At 63.1% G+C, this 16439-nt stretch carries 19 protein-coding genes and 1 tRNA gene; 11 read left to right on the top strand and 9 right to left on the bottom strand.

Annotated elements, in window-relative coordinates:
- Nucleotides 1-2 precede the first annotated feature (2 nt).
- Nucleotides 3-2294, top strand: a complete 2292-nt coding sequence (locus tag FJ946_RS02565; protein WP_140732053.1) for a hypothetical protein — start codon at nt 3-5, stop codon at nt 2292-2294.
- On the opposite strand, the gene FJ946_RS02560 is transcribed toward FJ946_RS02565, so the two are convergent.
- Together FJ946_RS02560 and FJ946_RS02555 are read right to left on the bottom strand one after the other, a co-directional pair.
- Nucleotides 2291-2539, bottom strand: coding sequence for a hypothetical protein (locus FJ946_RS02560; RefSeq protein WP_140732050.1), 249 nt, complete (start codon nt 2537-2539; stop codon nt 2291-2293). The genes FJ946_RS02565 and FJ946_RS02560 overlap by 4 nt on opposite strands.
- Nucleotides 2526-2738, bottom strand: a complete 213-nt coding sequence (locus FJ946_RS02555; RefSeq protein ID WP_140732048.1) for a hypothetical protein — start codon at nt 2736-2738, stop codon at nt 2526-2528. Before FJ946_RS02555 ends, FJ946_RS02560 begins: the two co-directional genes overlap by 14 nt.
- A 201-nt stretch (nt 2739-2939) precedes the next feature.
- On the opposite strand from FJ946_RS02555, the gene FJ946_RS02550 reads away from it, so the two are divergent.
- From FJ946_RS02550 to FJ946_RS02520, 6 genes are all read left to right on the top strand, one after another.
- Nucleotides 2940-3626: a peptidoglycan-binding protein gene (locus tag FJ946_RS02550; RefSeq protein WP_140732046.1), complete on the top strand. Its 687-nt coding sequence runs from the start codon at nt 2940-2942 to the stop codon at nt 3624-3626.
- Nucleotides 3626-4021, top strand: a complete 396-nt coding sequence (locus FJ946_RS02545; protein ID WP_140732043.1) for a hypothetical protein — start codon at nt 3626-3628, stop codon at nt 4019-4021. The genes FJ946_RS02550 and FJ946_RS02545 overlap by 1 nt, the downstream gene beginning before the upstream one ends.
- Nucleotides 4018-4311, top strand: a complete 294-nt coding sequence (locus tag FJ946_RS02540; protein WP_140732040.1) for a hypothetical protein — start codon at nt 4018-4020, stop codon at nt 4309-4311. The genes FJ946_RS02545 and FJ946_RS02540 overlap by 4 nt, the downstream gene beginning before the upstream one ends.
- Before the next feature lie 150 nt (nt 4312-4461).
- The gene (locus tag FJ946_RS02530) at nt 4462-4914 is read left to right on the top strand and encodes a hypothetical protein (RefSeq protein ID WP_140732036.1); all 453 of its coding nucleotides are present in this window, start codon (nt 4462-4464) and stop codon (nt 4912-4914) included.
- On the top strand, nt 4914-5264 hold the full coding sequence (locus FJ946_RS02525; RefSeq protein WP_140732033.1) for a hypothetical protein: 351 nt from the start codon (nt 4914-4916) through the stop codon (nt 5262-5264). The genes FJ946_RS02530 and FJ946_RS02525 overlap by 1 nt, the downstream gene beginning before the upstream one ends.
- A gap of 47 nt (nt 5265-5311) precedes the next feature.
- Entirely contained in the window at nt 5312-5554 is a 243-nt protein-coding gene (locus FJ946_RS02520) for a hypothetical protein (RefSeq protein WP_140732031.1), read from the top strand.
- 63 nt (nt 5555-5617) lie between these two features.
- On the opposite strand, the gene FJ946_RS02515 is transcribed toward FJ946_RS02520, so the two are convergent.
- Nucleotides 5618-5842 carry a hypothetical protein gene (locus FJ946_RS02515; RefSeq protein ID WP_140732029.1) on the bottom strand — a complete coding sequence of 75 codons (225 nt, stop codon included), beginning with the start codon at nt 5840-5842 and terminating at the stop codon, nt 5618-5620.
- Between the two features lie 84 nt (nt 5843-5926).
- Here FJ946_RS02515 and FJ946_RS02510 point away from each other — a divergent pair, with 84 nt between their 5' ends.
- On the top strand, nt 5927-6787 hold the full coding sequence (locus FJ946_RS02510; RefSeq protein WP_140732027.1) for an ATP-dependent DNA ligase: 861 nt from the start codon (nt 5927-5929) through the stop codon (nt 6785-6787).
- A gap of 54 nt (nt 6788-6841) precedes the next feature.
- Nucleotides 6842-7159: a hypothetical protein gene (locus FJ946_RS02505; RefSeq protein WP_140732025.1), complete on the top strand. Its 318-nt coding sequence runs from the start codon at nt 6842-6844 to the stop codon at nt 7157-7159.
- A gap of 139 nt (nt 7160-7298) precedes the next feature.
- Here FJ946_RS02505 and FJ946_RS02500 read toward each other — a convergent pair.
- Nucleotides 7299-7375 (bottom strand) — tRNA-Pro (locus tag FJ946_RS02500).
- 199 nt (nt 7376-7574) lie between these two features.
- Here FJ946_RS02500 and FJ946_RS30665 point away from each other — a divergent pair.
- Nucleotides 7575-7736 carry a hypothetical protein gene (locus FJ946_RS30665; protein WP_181167741.1) on the top strand — a complete coding sequence of 54 codons (162 nt, stop codon included), beginning with the start codon at nt 7575-7577 and terminating at the stop codon, nt 7734-7736.
- 10 nt (nt 7737-7746) lie between these two features.
- Nucleotides 7747-9987, top strand: a complete 2241-nt coding sequence (locus FJ946_RS02495; RefSeq protein WP_140494790.1) for an AGE family epimerase/isomerase — start codon at nt 7747-7749, stop codon at nt 9985-9987.
- A gap of 30 nt (nt 9988-10017) precedes the next feature.
- Here the strand turns inward: FJ946_RS02495 and betB are convergent, their stop codons facing one another.
- From betB to betI, 5 genes are read right to left on the bottom strand one after another with little or no spacing between them, the layout of a single operon-like run.
- The gene (gene betB, locus FJ946_RS02490; RefSeq protein WP_140494788.1) at nt 10018-11481 is read right to left on the bottom strand and encodes a betaine-aldehyde dehydrogenase; all 1464 of its coding nucleotides are present in this window, start codon (nt 11479-11481) and stop codon (nt 10018-10020) included.
- Between the two features lie 56 nt (nt 11482-11537).
- Nucleotides 11538-13190 carry a choline dehydrogenase gene (gene betA, locus FJ946_RS02485; protein WP_140567645.1) on the bottom strand — a complete coding sequence of 551 codons (1653 nt, stop codon included), beginning with the start codon at nt 13188-13190 and terminating at the stop codon, nt 11538-11540.
- A 3-nt stretch (nt 13191-13193) separates the two neighbouring features.
- Nucleotides 13194-14201, bottom strand: a complete 1008-nt coding sequence (locus tag FJ946_RS02480) for a threonine/serine dehydratase (RefSeq protein ID WP_140520747.1) — start codon at nt 14199-14201, stop codon at nt 13194-13196.
- Complete coding sequence (betC, locus tag FJ946_RS02475; protein ID WP_140555869.1) at nt 14198-15727, bottom strand: choline-sulfatase; 1530 nt, start codon at nt 15725-15727, stop codon at nt 14198-14200. The genes FJ946_RS02480 and betC overlap by 4 nt, the downstream gene beginning before the upstream one ends.
- Nucleotides 15724-16314 carry a transcriptional regulator BetI gene (gene betI, locus FJ946_RS02470; RefSeq protein ID WP_140494780.1) on the bottom strand — a complete coding sequence of 197 codons (591 nt, stop codon included), beginning with the start codon at nt 16312-16314 and terminating at the stop codon, nt 15724-15726. The genes betC and betI overlap by 4 nt, the downstream gene beginning before the upstream one ends.
- Between the last annotated feature and the right edge of the window lie 125 nt (nt 16315-16439).

Raw genomic sequence — 16439 nt, 5'->3', positions numbered from 1 at the left:
CCATGACATCGATATACGATACCGGCACGGTCACCGTGACGAATGGCAGCGCTGCGGTTGTCGGCACGGATACAGGTTGGGCCGTTTCGCTCGTCAAGGGCGGGACGCTCTATGTCGAAGCGCCTGGCAATCCGATGCCGATCGACGTCGTGACCGACGACACCCATCTGACCGGCGCCGTGAAGTGGACCGGCGCCGATGGCACATACAACTATGCCATCGTGCGCGAGAGTTCCGATGCCGCCAGTGTCGTCGACCTCTACGACAAGCTCTCACGCGTCCTGGTGACGCTCTCGCTGGCAGGCATCCACCCGAACGCATCCGGCACGATCGCTGAGCGTAATGCAATCACCCTCTCGACCAGCGATGAAGGCTTCCTGTTCCTGCATGCCGAGATCGGCGTGGCCTTTGCCTTCTATCGATGGACCGGCACGGCGTGGGAAGGGCCGTTTGAACTCAAAGGCGATCAGGGACCGCGGGGCGCTCCTGGGCTGGGCGTGGGCGGATACGGCCTGCCACCGGGAGGGGTTACTGGGCAGTTCCTGCGCAAATCAAGTGACGCCGATGGCGAAACAGATTGGGAAACCGTAGATACGGACGCATTTATCGCGGGTCCGGATGCTGCTGCGGATAACGCCCTGGCAAGGTTCGACGGCACCACCGGCAAGCAGACGCAGGCATCTACCTCGCACCTCTCCGATACCGGCGTTCTTCGGCTCGGCTCAACCAGTGCCCCTGGTGCTGAAGTTTTTGGCGTCCACGCCGGCCCCGGAGCGCCGGCCACCACAGGCATCACGTTCCTTGCTGCCCAAGCGGTAACAGCGGACAGAACTGGTGGGTATCATCCGTTCTCTGACGACTCCACGTACAACGTTCCGACTGCTGGGGGGACTGCTGCTGCCTCGTTTGACGCCACGGTAGCAGTGGGTGGCACACAGGATTATAACCACTTCGCCGGGTTGCAATGGCGGACGACTTACGGCTCGACGGGCACGCTAGCCAACATGTATGGCCACGTCGATCTGCCAGCCATCACGGCAGGCACGATCACTAACCGGTTCGGCTCCAGCATCTGGGATATAACCAAACTCGGCGGCACGGTAGTCAACAACTATGGGCACTACGTCAAGCAGCTTTCGAATGGCACCAACAACTGGGCTTTCTACTCCGAAGGCACGACGAAATCGTTCATTGGCGGCATTACCTTCGATGGCGTTGGCGGACTCACTGGCCTGACATCACAGAACACCGGCCCGCTGGCAGGCTTCCGCAATGTGCTGATCAACGGTGCGATGATGGTATCCCAGCGAGGCACGTCGTACACGTCGACAGGCTCGCTGAACAATAGCGGCAACTACACGCTCGATCGCTGGAAGCTGCTTTCGGACGGGAATAATATTGCCAATGTCAGCCAGTCGACGTCTGTCATTCCCACCAATGGTCTGAATTCGCTGCTAGTGCTGACAGCCACCGCCGCCAAGAAATTTGGCTTCCTGCAAATCATTGAGCAGAAAAATCTCATTGGGCTATTGGGGAAAACGGTGACGCTTTCCTTCGAAGCTTCGCAGGGAGCAAACCTCGCCGGCTATAAGGCGGCTGTCCTGGCTTGGACAGGAACGGCGGACGCGCCGACGAATCCGATCTCAGCATGGAACGCGGACGGTACGATCCCGACGTTTGCAGCAAATTGGACCTTGGAAAATAACGTCGCGCCAGTCGCGGTCGCTGCCAATGCTGCGGCTTTCACAAGGTTCTCTGTGGCGGCCACACTCGACACTGCCAGCACCAAGAATTTGGCTGTCTTCATCTGGTGTGACGATCCAGCGGCGGCAACCACAGGTGACCCATGGGCCGTGACCGATGTGCAGTTGGAGATCGGCGCGGTTGGCACACCTTTCGAGCGCAGGCCATGGGAGACCGAACTCAACCTGTGCAAGGCCTTTTTTCAGAAGAGCTTCCCCTATGCTACTGCGCCCGCAGAGGGTGTGCTCGCTCATTGGAAGCCGGGCTTTGGCTGGTCAACCACCGCCATTGGTGTCGGGTTCATGCCTTTCAGCACGACGATGCGTGTTGCTCCGACTTTGACGTTTTACAAGCCCGGGGGCGGCGTCACTGGCACCAATGGCAGGTGGCAGTGGTACGATGGCGTTTCGTCTTACCAGGACAGCAGTGCCACGGCCGTTGCCACGACAGTCTCACAAGAGGGTTTCGACGTGAACCTGACTGTCGTCGGCGCCGCAGCAAAGTCCGCATACATCGTCCAAGGCCACTGGACGGCAAGCGCCGAACTCTAGATCGAAATTTCCGCAATGTGGAGATTGTATTCGTCGTTCGTCAGGTCGCGATAGCTCCAGACGCCGTTGATCTTGCGGCCCCAAACATAGGTCTCAGTGGATTCGGTACCGTCAACAAGCGTGACACGCCCCCAAGGGCGTTCAACTACGTGCCATTCATGCCGATCCAGCAATTTATCCAAAAGCTTCATGGGCATTTGATACCCGAAAACCCCGCCCTCAGCAATTGCTCTAATCTCCAGCACGAAACCAGTTCGTCCGACCGCTGACGAACTCCGTCACCCGTATCCAATCCCCTGTTTCCGGCTCCCGGCCAAGTCCGGATTTGACCGGCCCAAGCGTTTCCGCCGCCGCATCCATGCTGCCGGCCTGAACGTCGGTGCGTGCCACGGCTTTGCCGCCGCGCATCGTCTCGACCGTGTACCTGACCTTGATATCCCCCATCGGCCCCTCCCGGCGCCGACCATAGCCAAAATTCGAAACCGAACAACTGCCCGCGAGGGTGGAAAGGACTTGCCATGTTCGATGCATCGACCATCGCCGCGATCGGCGATCTCGCCGCACATCTGAAATGCTCACCTTTCGCGCTACAGGCCGTCGCCGAAGTCGAGAGCGCCGGCCAGGTCTTTGCCCTGGTGAAGACTCATGGCCCGCTTCATCGACAAGTTTGGGCTGGACGACGAGCTGCAACGGCTCGACTTCACCGGGTTTGCTCGCGGCTACAACGGCAGCGGTTTCCGCAAGATGGGCTACCGCCTGAAAATGGCGGCGGCCTACAAGCGGCTCAGCGGGGCGGCGCCGGTCTCCGCTACCACCGGTATGTTGCGCATGGGCTCGGCAGGCGCCAGGGTAAGGGACCTGCAGACTCTGCTGCTGCGCGCCGGCTACGCGGTCAAGGTCGACGGCGACTACGGTCCCTCGACGCGTGATGCGGTGAAGGATTTCCAACGCGCACAGAAGATCACCGCGGACGGCGTTGCCGGCCCCGAGACATTCCGGCGCCTCGAGGCGTGGAAACAGAGCCCGGCCGAGCAGCCTGGACAGCAGCTTGTCAGCCAGGTGCCGGAGGTCAAGGACGCGACCAAGGCCGGCGGCCTGATGGTCCTTGTCGTGGCGGCGCGCGACCAGATCGCCGAAACTGCTGGCTACCTCACCGGCATCGAAGCAGACACGGCGCAGACGGTCGCCAACATACTGCTGGCAGGATCCGGGGCGATCGGCCTTGGCCTTGCTGCCTATGCAATATTCGGCTGGCTGAAGAGCCGCAAGACCGACGAGGGCGACATCGAGACGGTGGGCGATGCCGCTGCTCCCGATCCGGTGCTTGCGTGATGCGGACGCTGCACCTCGGCGCCGCCGTCGTGGCCATGCATGAGAATGGCCTGACGGTGACGCACCTGATGGACGGCAAGGAAATACCGGCCGTCCCGCAGGCTACCGAAGACTATCGCGCCCGTGCCCGCGAGCTCGGCTATGGCGACGACACGGCGGCCATGAGCCGCGATCATGAAATCGGCCATTCCGTGCTGGCATGCCTCCTCGGCCTGCCGGAAAGCCCGACCTTGCGCGGTGTCGCCGACGAAAGATTCTGGCGGCACTGGCGAGCGGAGGAGGCCGCCGTGCTCGCATTCCAGGCTTATGCCCGGATCGCCGGCGTCGACATGGTTGAGATTGCCGATCGTCTTGAGGGAGCGGCTCGCGCGAGCTTCGTGGGGGAGCGCGCATGACCTGGCTCATCACCCTCGTTGCGCGCCTGCTCGGCGTCTCGCCGGCCGTCGCCAACATCATCGCCATCGTAGCCGCTCTGGCGGCCGTCTCCGGGACGCTCTGGGGCGGCTACGAACTCATCAAGCATTGGGGCGCGCAGGAAGTGCGCGACCAGATCCGACAGGAGAACCAGGATGCGATCAACAAAGGCATTGAGGCCAGCCGGTCTTTTGACGACTGCATTGCTGCTGGCGGGGTGTGGGACTTCCGGCGTCAGCGGTGTTCCCGCGCTACGCTCGGCCGTCGGTAACAGCCTGGCGGGCGCGCAGGGCAAGACGGTCGAGGACCAGAACAAGATCGACCGCACCATGGCGCCCGGCTGCGCCGTGAAGTTCTACACGCCGGCCGAGTGCGACCGACATAGCAGGGCCAGTGCCGCGCGGCGGGCCGAGCTGAAAGCATGATCATCCTGCGAATAGCCGGCGGCATCCGCCAGCACTTCGGCATGCGCGTCACGGAATGGATCATGACCGCGGCGCTGTTCGGCTGGTCGGCGGTGCTCGCCGCCGATCCCTCGACCTTCTCTTCGGCGAGGTCGTTCACGGTGATCGCGAGCTACGGCAGCGAGGCGACATGGGCGAATATATGTCTGTTCGCCGCCCTGTTGCGCCTCGGCGCCCTGACGGTCAATGGCACCTTCCGGCAATTCCGTTTCTCGCCGCATCTGCGGGCCGGCGCCTCGATCGCATCCTGCGTGTTCTGGGGGCAGATCGCCCTTGGTGTTCTCATGGCCTGGCTGACCGTCGACGGCGGCGGCACAGGCGTGATCGCCTATTCCACCTTCATGGCGATCGAAATGTGGAACCTCTTTCGAGCATGGGCTGATGTCGGTGCTGGCCATCGGAGGCATTGATGATCTTCGGCATACCGGCGGAACAGCTCGTGCCCTTCGCCAACTTCATCGGCCTCGGCATGCTTGGCGTGCTCGCCGCCTTCGGCCTGGGCTATGGACGCAAGAACGCGACACCGGCCGAGCGCCAGGTCGAAGTCGCCGGCGCGCTGGTCGACAACTCCGCCGTCAAGGAGCTGGCGGAGGCGATCGAGTCCTACACGAAAGAACTGATCGAAGGGCGCGCAGACGATGAAAAGCAGCGCGCGGCCCTGTACCGGCTGATCGAGGTCGGCAACCGCTTCGTCGACGAGGTCGGTGACCTGCGCCGCGACGTCGGCGATCTCGCCAAGGAGATCGCGCGGGCGAAGTGATCCGCGCCCGGCGGTTCCGGGTAACCCCAACTCATGGAGATGAAGAGATGGGCATTCGTGCAAAAATGAAGCTTGAAAACGTGTTCGCACAAGCGTGGGGTGGCGCCAAGGCCATCTTCAGATGCGAGTATGACCAGAAGGTCGCGGAGGACGTGTCCTTCCAGAAGGCGACACCGTCCGGCCATGCGGAATTCCAGATCGACAACCCGAAAGCGGCAGAGCAGATCGTGATCGGCCAGAGCTACTATGTCGATTTCACGCCGGTTCCCAAGGCAGAGCCGGCCGCCTAACCAGGTTCATTCGTCCAATTAGGCCCGCCTCGGTTCGCCGGGGCGGGCTTTTCGCGTTTCTGGCTACGCCTTGATGTTCGGCGCCAGCGGCTTCACAGTCGTCTGCAATTGCAATCTCTCGACCGTGGCGACAATTGCGGCGGCGATCGCCTCGGCCTCGCCCATCAATGTCGGGCTATAGAGCCCGTTGACCATCTCTTCGCTGGGCAGCACGCCGGGCGGACAGTGCTCCTCGATCGTGCGCCTGATCAATTGCAACGCGGCTCGTTCCTCAGGATCGTTCTTCATGAGGCAACGAACACGTCGCTGCGGTAAAAGTTCCGGAACCATTTTAGCTAAAGCTGATTGAATCGCCGTTCGCGAGTCCTGTGCATGCGTTTGAAGTTCATCGAGCCGCTGATGCCTACCCTGGTTGAGAAGCCTCCCGAGGGCGATGACTGGATTCACGAGGTGAAGTTCGACGGCTACCGCTCCCAGATCATCAAGGATGAAACCGGCGTTCGCATCTTCACCCGCCGGGGGCTGGACTGGACGGCCAAATACCGCGACCTCGCCAGGACCGCCGCCGGGCTCGATGTGGAAAGCGCCATCATCGATGGAGAGATCATCGTGCTGAACGATGACGGGCTTTCAGATTTCGGCGCGCTGCGCAAGGCAATCACCAGCCGCCAGCAGGACCTCTATTTCGTCGCCTTCGATTTGCTACACCTCAACGGCCATGATCTGCGCGACATGCCGCTGGAGGACCGGCGCGAGATCCTTGCCGAGTTGATCCCCGAAGGACAGCACATCCAGTTCAGCCAGGCGCTGCCCGGCGATGCCAAGGCGATCTTCCACCTGGTCGACAAAGCCGGCCTGGAGGGCATGGTTTCGAAGCGGCGTGACAGCAAATACCGCAGCGGCACGTCGACCGCATGGCTGAAGATCAAGGCCTATGCCGTCAGCGAGTTCGACCTGCTCGGCGTTGAGCGTGAGGCCGGCAAGCCCGCCTTTGCGCTGATGGCCGATCGGAAGACCGGTCGGTATGTCGGTTCTGCCTTCATCAATTCCAGCCGGGCGATCCGCGAGCGGCTGTGGAAACGGGTCCAGGAGCATGCCGGGCCGGCGCCCAAGGGGATGAAGCGGCCGGCGACGCAATGGGTCAAGTCCGGGATTATCGGGCGTGTGAAGCACCTGCGCGGCGAGGAGGATCTGCGGCACGCTTCGTTGCAGGATTTTCGCGAGGAATCATAAAAGGCGCGCGCCATCGGCCTTGACGAAACAGGAAATTGTTCCTTTTCTGTTCTCATGCCAGAGACCTATGCGCCAAAGCGGAAAGACTACCCGCTATCGAACCTCAACGATGGCCTGCGCCTGGTGCGCGTGCGCTGCGGTTACTGCAAGCGCCAGCACTGCTACTATCCGGACGATCTGATCCGCATCTTCGGTGATGTCGACGTCGACTCTCTGAGCTGGCGCATGAGGTGCGAGAACGATCCAGCCCACGGCCATCCGCATGTCGAAGCCTTCGCCCCAACTGGCAGGGAAGCCGTGGGCCTGGTGATCCGCCGCTTGAAGGCGCTCAAGATCCAGACCGTTCCAGTGTGGAAGGAGGAGCGGCGGTGATGCCGCGACGCTAATGCATCTCAGCTTCGTCGTCTTCGACCGGCCACTGTCGAGCCTCACCGGCGATAAAAACAATGCCAATCTGTGGGGAAATCTGTGGGGTGTCGGGAGCAGTAAACGCGTAAGTACCTGTTTTTTCTGGTCGGAGTGGCAGGATTTGAACCTGCGACCCCCTCGTCCCGAACGAGGTGCGCTACCAGGCTGCGCTACACTCCGTGACCAGACGCGGGCTTATAGCCGCCGCATCTGGTTCCTGCAAGCGTCAATGGCAGCACTTCTGTCGCATTTCGCCAGCTTTCTTCGCGAGCCTGTTTCAGCGCCTCGAATAAACGCCGCTTAAAGGCTTCCGTGGTAGGGCACTCCTCGGCAAACGTTTGCGCGATTTGTGTTTCCAGCCGCCCGGAGATTTCCAGTCTTGACCCTCAGGATCGTTGGCGAAGCACGGCCCAACAGTTTCGGATTGCCGGAGCTTGTCGTGGTGGTGGAGAGCCCGGTATCGTGGCAGCGGCGCCGGCAGACGTTCGACGCGGTGCTGCGCCGTAGTCCGGAAGTCGGCGCCTACAACCAGATCTTTTGACAAGGGCATCATGAGCCAGCGCATCGTCAGTTTCGTCATGAGCGGCGGCGTCGGCTCGCGGCTCTGGCCGCTGTCGCGCGAGGACAATCCCAAGCAGTTCCACGACCTTTCGGGCGACGGCTCGATGCTGGCAAAGACCTTGCGCCGGCTGGCGTCACGGCCCAGCGGCGATACGCCCATCTTCATGATCGCTTCCGAACGCCATGCCGAGCGCGTCCATGCCGATCTCGCCGGCATAAACCTTGCCGGCGGTGGGCCGCTGTTCGAACCTACCGGCCGCAACACCGCCGCGGCGGTGGCGCTGGCAAGCCTGCGCACGCTCGCCGAATTCGGTGACGAACTGGTGCTGGTGGTGCCGTCCGATCACGAGATTTCGACCGCGCGGCAATTCTGGCAGAGCGTCGAGGCGGGCACCGCCGCTGCCAGCGCCGGGCGGCTGGTGGTGTTCGGCCTCAAGCCGACACAGCCGGAGACCGGCTATGGCTACATCGAAGTCGCCGCCGAAAGAGCAGGCGTGTTCGATGTCTCGCGCTTCGTCGAAAAGCCGGACCTTGCCACCGCCCAGGCCTATCTCGAAGCCGGCAATTTCCACTGGAACACCGGCATCTTCCTGTTTCGCGCCGGCGCCATGCGTGATGCTTTCGCAGCTTTCGAGCCGAAGATCTGGCAGGCGACCGAAGCTGCCTACAAGGCTGCGACATCGGACCTTTCCGGCTTCTACATGCCGCTGGACCTCTACGGCGCCATTCCTTCGGTCTCGATCGACTATGCCATCATGGAGCGGGCAAAGGACATCGCCATGGTGCCGGCCAGCTTTCGCTGGAACGATCTCGGCTCCTGGCAGTCGCTGCTCGATGTCGGGCCTGCCGATAGCCAAGGCAATGTCATCGCCGGCGACGTCGTCGCCATCGATTGCGAGAATTCCTACATTCGCAGCGATGGCCGGCTGCTGTCGGCCATCGGCATGAGAGATGTCGCCATCGTCTCGACATCGGACGCTACCTTCGTCGCCCCGGTCAGCCATAGCCAGCACGTCAAGAAGATCGTCGAGCAGCTCGAAAAATCCGGCCGGTTGGAAACCCGCTTCACGCCTGCCCACGACCGGGTCATCGAAAGCGGCGCTTGGCGTCGCCGCGTCCATCACTGGCTGTTTCAGGAGACGCTTCCGCTGTGGTCGACATCAGGCGTCGACGAACGCTATGGCGGATTCCACGAGGCTCTTGGCTTCGACGCCACGCCGCTGATGAAGCCCAAGCGCATGCGCACGCAGGCCCGCCAGGTCTACGCCTTTGCGGTCGCCAAGCAACGCGGCTGGGACGGCCCGGCCGACCGGCTCATCGCCCACGGCATCGACTTCATGGCCGGAAGCGGCCGAACGGCAAGGGGCGGCTGGGTGCGTACCCTCGACATCGACGGTTCGGTCGCCGACCCGGTCGAGGACGCCTACGATCATTCCTGCGTGCTTCTGGCGCTGGCGCATGCCCACATGTCGGGCCATCCGGATGCGCTGCGGCTCGGCGAAGAGACCTTCGCCTTCCTCGATGCCCATCTCGAGGATAGCCGCATGACCGGCTTTCTCGAAACCTCGGACGGGCAGGGCGAGCGGCGCTCCAATCCGCATATGCATTTTTTGGAAGCCTTCCTCGCCTGGCACGAGGCGACAGGCGAGCGCGCTTATCTGCGCCGCGCGGCACGCATCATCGACCTGTTCCGCAACCACTTCTTCGATCCCGAAAGCTGGACGCTGGGTGAATATTTCGACGCCGGCTGGAGGCCCGTGGCGGGCGAGAAGGGTACCTGGACCGAGCCCGGCCATCATTTCGAATGGGCCGCGCTGCTTGTCGATTTCGCCGCTCTTAGCGGCCAGGCCGAACTGAGTGGCTTCGCCAGGAAACTCTATGCCTCGGCCATCGCCAATGGCCTCAACCGCGCCACAGGCCTTGCGTATGGCGCCGTCTCCCGGCAGGGTCTGCCGCTGGACCTGGTCTCGCGTAGTTGGCCACAGGCCGAAGCGGTCAAGGCGGCGATTGCGTTGGACGGTTCTGGCGGACCCGATCTCAAGCCGGAGATCGAGGAACGCGTAGGCCGGCTGTTCCGCTGGCACATCGACCCGGCGCCGCTGGGTCTGTGGATCGACCGCGTCGACGAGCGCGGCCGCTCGCGGGCATCAGATGTGCCGGCCAGCATTTTTTATCATCTCGTGTGCGCGCTCACGCAGTATCTGGATGGGACTGCCGAGAAGGGCGGCTGAGAAAGAGGCGCTGTCCCGACGACATTTTGCTCAATAAGGGCTGACCACATCCCCGGTCTCGACATAAACCGCCTTCATCTGCGAATAGAGCGCCAGCGCGGCCAGTGAATTTTCTCGCCCAATGCCGGATTGCTTGACACCGCCGAAGGGGATTTCGACCGGGGTCAGGTTGTAGGTGTTGATCCAGCACGTGCCGGCCCGCAGCTCGGCGATGACGCGGTGGGCGCGCGACAGGTCGCGCGTGAACACGCCGGCCGCGAGACCGAACTCAGTGTCGTTGGCGCGCTCGACCACCTCGTCCTCGCCGTCGAATTTCAGCACGCTCATGACAGGCCCAAAGATTTCTTCGCGCGCGATGCGCATGCTGTCGCTCACCCCGGTGAACACCGTCGGCTCGACGAAGAAGCCGCCTTCAAAACCTTGCAGCGAAGGCACGTTGCCGCCGCAGGCGAGCGTGGCGCCTTCTTGCTTGCCCGCCGCGATGTAGGAGACGACCTTCTCCTGCTGTGCCTTGCTGACCAGCGGGCCCATCTGGGTTTCGGCATCGAGTGGGTCGCCGATGCGGATCTTCTTGGTTCGCTCGACGAGCCGGTCGACGAAGCGGTCATGGATGCCCTTCTGGACGAAGACGCGCGTGCCGTTGGAGCAGATCTGCCCCGTCGAATAGAAATTGCCGAGCATGGCGCCGCCGACGGCATTCTCGAGATCGGCGTCGTCGAAGACGATCAGCGGCGACTTGCCGCCGAGTTCCATCGTCGCGTGCTTCATCTTCGAGCCGGCGAGCGACAGCACCTTGCGGCCGGTCGGCACCGAGCCGGTCACCGACACCTTGGCCACGACATCGTGGCTGACTAGGCTGGCGCCGACATCGCCATAGCCTTGCACGACGTTGAACAGCCCGTCGGGCAGGCCTGCCTCGCTGTAGATCTCGGCCAGGGCCAATGCCGACAATGGCGTGTTTTCCGATGGTTTGAACACCATGGCGTTGCCCATGGCGAGCGCGGGCGCGGATTTCCAGCCGGCGATCTGGATTGGATAGTTCCAGGCGCCTATGCCGACGCAAACGCCGAGCGCCTCGCGCCGCGTGTAGGCGAAGGCCCCGCCCAAATCGACAGCCTCGCCATTGTAAGCTGCAACCGCGCCGCCGAAATATTCCAGGCAATCCGCGGCCGATGGCGCATCCGCCACCAGCGTTTCCTGAATCGCCTTACCGGTGTCGAGCGTCTCGAGGCGGGCAAGATCGGCGTTGCGGGCGCGCAAGATGTCGGCGGCGCGGCGCAGGATGCGGCCGCGCTCCACCGGCTTCAGCCGCGCCCAAGCCGGTTGCGCGGCACGCGCAGCCTCGATGGCGAGTTCCAGCACGTTCGGCGTCGCCGAGCGCAGCAGGGCGATGGTCTCGCCGGTTGCCGGATAGATGACCGGCAGTGGCGCGCCTTGCTCGTCGTCTATGTAGCGTCCGTTGACATAGTGCGATGCCGTTGGCTGGGCGCGCATGGGCTTCTCCAAATCGTCTTAGCGGCATGCCGATCGTGCGGTTGCACGATCATGCTCTATCTGTCGGACGCCTGCCAGCGGGGATTGATCCATGGTTCCTGGTTGGAAGGCGCCAGCGGCGTGCGGCCGAGAATGTGGTCGGAAGCCTTCTCGCCAGTCATGATCGACGGCGCGTTGAGGTTGCCGTTGGTGACGCGCGGGAAGATAGAGGAATCGGCTACCCGCAGGCCCTCGACGCCGATCACGCGGCATTCCGGATCGACGACGCTCGTGACCTCGTCGGCGCGGCCCATCCGGCAGGTGCCGCAGGGATGATAGGCGCTTTCGGCGTGATCCCTGATGAAGATGTCGAGGTCGTCGTCCGATTGCACGTGGCTGCCGGGCGAAATTTCCTGGCCGCGGAAGCCGTCGAAGGCCTTCTGGCCGAAAATCTCGCGCGTCAGCCTGATGCAGTGGCGGAACTCGCTCCAGTCGTCGGGATGCGACATGTAGTTGAAGTGGATCACCGGTTTCGAATTGGGATCCGGCGAGCGCAGCGTCACCGAGCCGCGCGACTTCGAGCGCATTGGCCCGACATGCGCCTGAAAACCATGCGACTTCGCCGCCGCCTTGCCGTCATAGCGCACCGCCGCCGGGATGAAGTGGTACTGGATATCAGGATAGTCGACCCCGGCGCGCGAGCGCACGAAGGCCGCCGCCTCGAAATGATTGGTGGCGCCAAGGCCGGTCTTGAAGAACAGCCACTGCGCCCCGATCATCGCCTTGGAAAACGGGTTGAGCACCGAATTCAGCGTGATCGGCTTTGTCGATTCCTGCTGGATATAAAGTTCCAGATGGTCCTGCAGGTTGCGGCCGACGCCGGGTCTATCGGCCACCACCGCGATGCCGTTTTCCCTGAGATGTTCCGCAGGCCCGATGCCCGACAGCATCAGGATTTTCGGCGAGTTGATCGACGATGCCGCGACGATCACCTCACGTCGCGCCTTAACGACTTGAATCTGTTTGCGAGCTTCGATTTCGACCCCGATGGCGCGTTGATTCTCGATGATCACCCGTCGCGCAAAGCCCTTGACCAGGCTTACGTTTTTGCGCCTGAGCGCCGGCCTCAGATAGGCTGATGCCGCCGACCAGCGGCGGCCGCCGAAAATGGTCTGCTCCATCGGGCCGAACCCCTCTTGCCTGGAGCCGTTATAGTCGTCGGTCAGTTCGAAGCCGGCCTGGCGGCCCGCTTCGACGAAGGCGCCATAGAGCGGATTTTTCCGCGTGCCGCGCCGCACGTGCAGCGGCCCACCACGGCCCCGCCAGCCGTCCTCGCCGCCCTCCGCATCTTCCATGCGCTTGAAATAGGGAAGCACGTCGGCGAAACCCCAGCCGGCGGCTCCCTGTTCGGCCCAGTGGTCGAAGTCGCGGGCGTGGCCGCGCACATAGACCATGCCGTTGATCGAGGACGAGCCTCCGATCACCTTGCCGCGCGGCGTCGCCAGCACGCGGCCGCCGAGATGCGGCTCGGGCTCGCTGGCAAAACCCCAGTCGTAGAGGCTCATATTGAGCGGGATCGACAGCGCCGATGGCATCTGGATCAGCGGCCCGATATCGGAGCCGCCGAATTCGATAACGATGACCGAGTGCTTGCCATCCTCCGACAGGCGATAGGCCATGGCCGAGCCGGCGGAGCCGGAGCCGATGATGACGAAATCCGCTTCAAGCATTGTTCATATGCGCCCATCGTTCATATGCGTGATGAAATCGGCGAGCGAGACATTGCCGCCGGTAGCCACCACAAGGACGGTCTTGCCGGCCACATCCACCTTGCCGCCGAGCAGTGCCGCCAGCGAGGCAGCTCCGGACGGCTCAAGCACCAGCTTCATCCGCTCGAAGGCGATTTTCATTGCCCGCCGCACCAAGGCGTCGTCGACAGTGATGCCGCGAACGCCGGCGGTTCTGACCGCCGCGAACGGCGCGTCGCCGGGCCGCCGCGACATCAGCCCGTCACAGATCGAATTCGGGGCGAGCGGCATGGTCTCGATGCTGCCATGCGCCAGCGAGGCGCCCATGCCGTTGAAACCTTCGGGCTCGACGCCGATGATTTCTGTGGCCGGCGACAGGTAGTGGAAAGCGAGCGAAACGCCGCCGATCAGGCCGCCGCCGCCGACCGAGCAGAACAGCACGTCCGCCTTCGCGCCCTTGGCAGAAAGCTGCTCCAGCGCCTCCAGCCCGGCACCTGCCTGGCCGGCGACGATTTCCGGATCGTCGAAGGGATGCAGCAATGTCAGCCCTTCGGTCTCGGCGATCTCGCGCGCCTTGGCGGCGGCGACTTCCTCACGCGCGCGCTCGCCGTGATCGGTAAGCACCACGCGCGCGCCGTAGCCCGCTGTGGCGTCGCGCTTGGCGGCCGGCGCGTCGATCGGCATGACGATGGTAACGGGGATGCCGAGCGCCTGGCCCGCAGCCGCCAGTCCTTGCGCAAAATTGCCGGAAGAATAAGCGACGACGCCCTTCTTGGCTTCGTCGGGCGACAGCCGCTTCAGCCGCCAATAGGCGCCCCGAACCTTGAACGATCCCGCCCATTGCAGCGATTCCGCCTTGACGAAGACGCGAGCGGCGCCGGTTTCCCTGGCGAGCGCCGCCGATTCCAGCAGCGGCGTGATCTGCGTCGCCTTGGCGGTGACCGCATAGGCTTGCTTCAGGTGGTCGAGTGAGGGGACAAGCGTAGTCATCATTCGCCTCGCGGATACCGCTTGCTCTCTTCGAGATTGTCGAGGTTCATGTGGTTGCGCATGTAGCGCTCGGACGCTTTCTGCAGCGGCTGGAAATCCCAAGGGTAGTAGGCGCCGTTGCGCAGCGCCCGATAGACGACCCAGCGGCGCGCCTGGCTTTCGCGCACCGCAGCGTCGAAGGCGGCCATGTTCCAGCGCGCCCGCACCTTGTCCATGAACGCCGCGACCAGCGGTTCGTTGGCCGGATCTGCCGCGAGGTTTTCCCGCTCCAGCGGATCGGATTGGAGATCGAACAGTTGCGGCGCATCGAGCTCGCAATGGACGAACTTGTATCGGCCCTCGCGGATAGCCACCAGAGGCGCGTATGAACCCTCAGCCGCATATTCCATCAGCACAGGCGCGCTGCGCCGCTCACCGTCGATCAGAGGCAGCAGCGATTGGCCATCGGTCCATGGCGCGACGGCATCGATGTCGATGCCGGCGAGGTCGCAAAGCGTCGGCGTCACGTCGAGATTGGAAACCGGCGCTTCGATCAGCCCGGCCGCAACGCCCCTGCCGGCAATCATCAGCGGCACCCGCGCCGAGCCCTCGAAGAAGCTCATCTTGAACCATAGGCCGCGCTCGCCGAGCATGTCGCCATGGTCGGAGCAGAACAGGATGGTGGTGTCGTCAAGCATGCGCGTTCGCTTGAGGACGTCCAGGAGCTCGCCGAGCTTGTCGTCGACATAGGAAATATTGGCGAAATAGCCACGCCGCGAACGGCGCACCTGCTCAGGGGTGATCTGGAACGACGGATAATCGCTGGCGACATACAGCCGCTGCGAATGCGTATCCTGTTCGTCATACGCAATGAAATTGGTTTCCGGGTCGAGCGCCTGGCAATTTTCGTAGAGATCCCAGTACTGCTTGCGCGCGACATAGGGGTCGTGCGGATGTGACAGCGAAACGGCCAGGCACCAGGGCCGGCGCTCCTCATCATCCTGCTCCCGCGAAAGCTGGTAGAGCTTCTGCGTGGCGAGGAACACGACCTCGTCGTCATATTCCATCTGGTTGGTGGTTTCGGCGATACCGGCCCCGGTCACCGAACCCAGATTGTGATACCACCAGTCGATGCGCTCGCCGGGCTTACGATAATCCGGCGTCCAACCGAAATCGGCGGGGTAGATGTCCGTGGTCAGCCGTTCCTCGAAGCCGTGCAACTGGTCCGGCCCGACGAAGTGCATCTTGCCCGACAGGCAAGTATGGTAGCCGGCGGCGCGCAGATGATGAGCGAAGGTCGGGATCGACGAGGCGAACTCGGCGGCGTTGTCATAGACTCCGGTGCGCGACGGCAACTGGCCGCTCATGAACGAGGCACGGCCCGGCGCACAGAGCGGCGAGCCGGTGTAATTGTTGCGGAAGCGCGCCGAGCGGGCGGCCAACGCCTTCAGATGCGGCGCGTGCAGGAAGTCAGCCGGCCCGTCCGGAAAGAAAGTTCCGTTGAGCTGATCGACCATGACGATCAGGAAGTTAGGGTGCTTGCGTGTCACTGCGTCTGCCGTCCGCTGAGTTTCGTTTCGAGATAGTCCTCGACCAATGCGATCGCGGTCGCGGCATCGGGCACGCCGTCCTTGAGCGCGCGCCTGATATAGAGCCCGTCGATCATCGCCGCCGTCGCTTCGGCGACGCGGTCGGCCTCGGCTCGGGACAGGATGCCGGCCAGCCCGCTCATCAGGTTCGAATGCAGCCGCCGCGCATAAATTCTGAGCAGCCGGCGCAGCGCAGCCGATTTCTGCGCCTCGACATAGAAGGCGAGCCAGGCGGCGATCGTTTCGGCACGGAACTGGATCTCGGAGAAGTTGACGGCCACGACCGCCGAGACGCGTTCGCGTGGGGAACCGGTGGATTGAAGCGCGCGCCGCATGTCCGTGGTCAGTTCGGCCAGGATATGCCGCATCGTCGCGAACAGCAGCTCATCCTTGACGCCGAAATAGTGATGGGCCAGCGCCGACGACACGCCGGCGCGCCCGGCGATCTCCGACATCGTCACGTCAAGCGAGCCGCGCTCGCCGATCGCCGAGATCGTCGCGTCGATGAGCGCTTTGCGGCGCAGTGGCTCCATTCCGACTTTCGGCATGCTGTTCCCATTGTTTCGGTGAAGATTATTTTTTATTGACGGGTCAATCAACAAAAATTCAGCCCAAACAACAACCGATTGTCGGCTCTGGCTCATCCCGCGGACTGGAAAACGGTTCATTATTG

Source organism: Mesorhizobium sp. B2-4-7 (assembly GCF_006442685.1).
GTDB lineage: Bacteria > Pseudomonadota > Alphaproteobacteria > Rhizobiales > Rhizobiaceae > Mesorhizobium.
The sequence above is the reverse complement of the archived record's forward strand: the minus strand, read 5'-3'. Positions and strand labels throughout refer to the sequence as shown.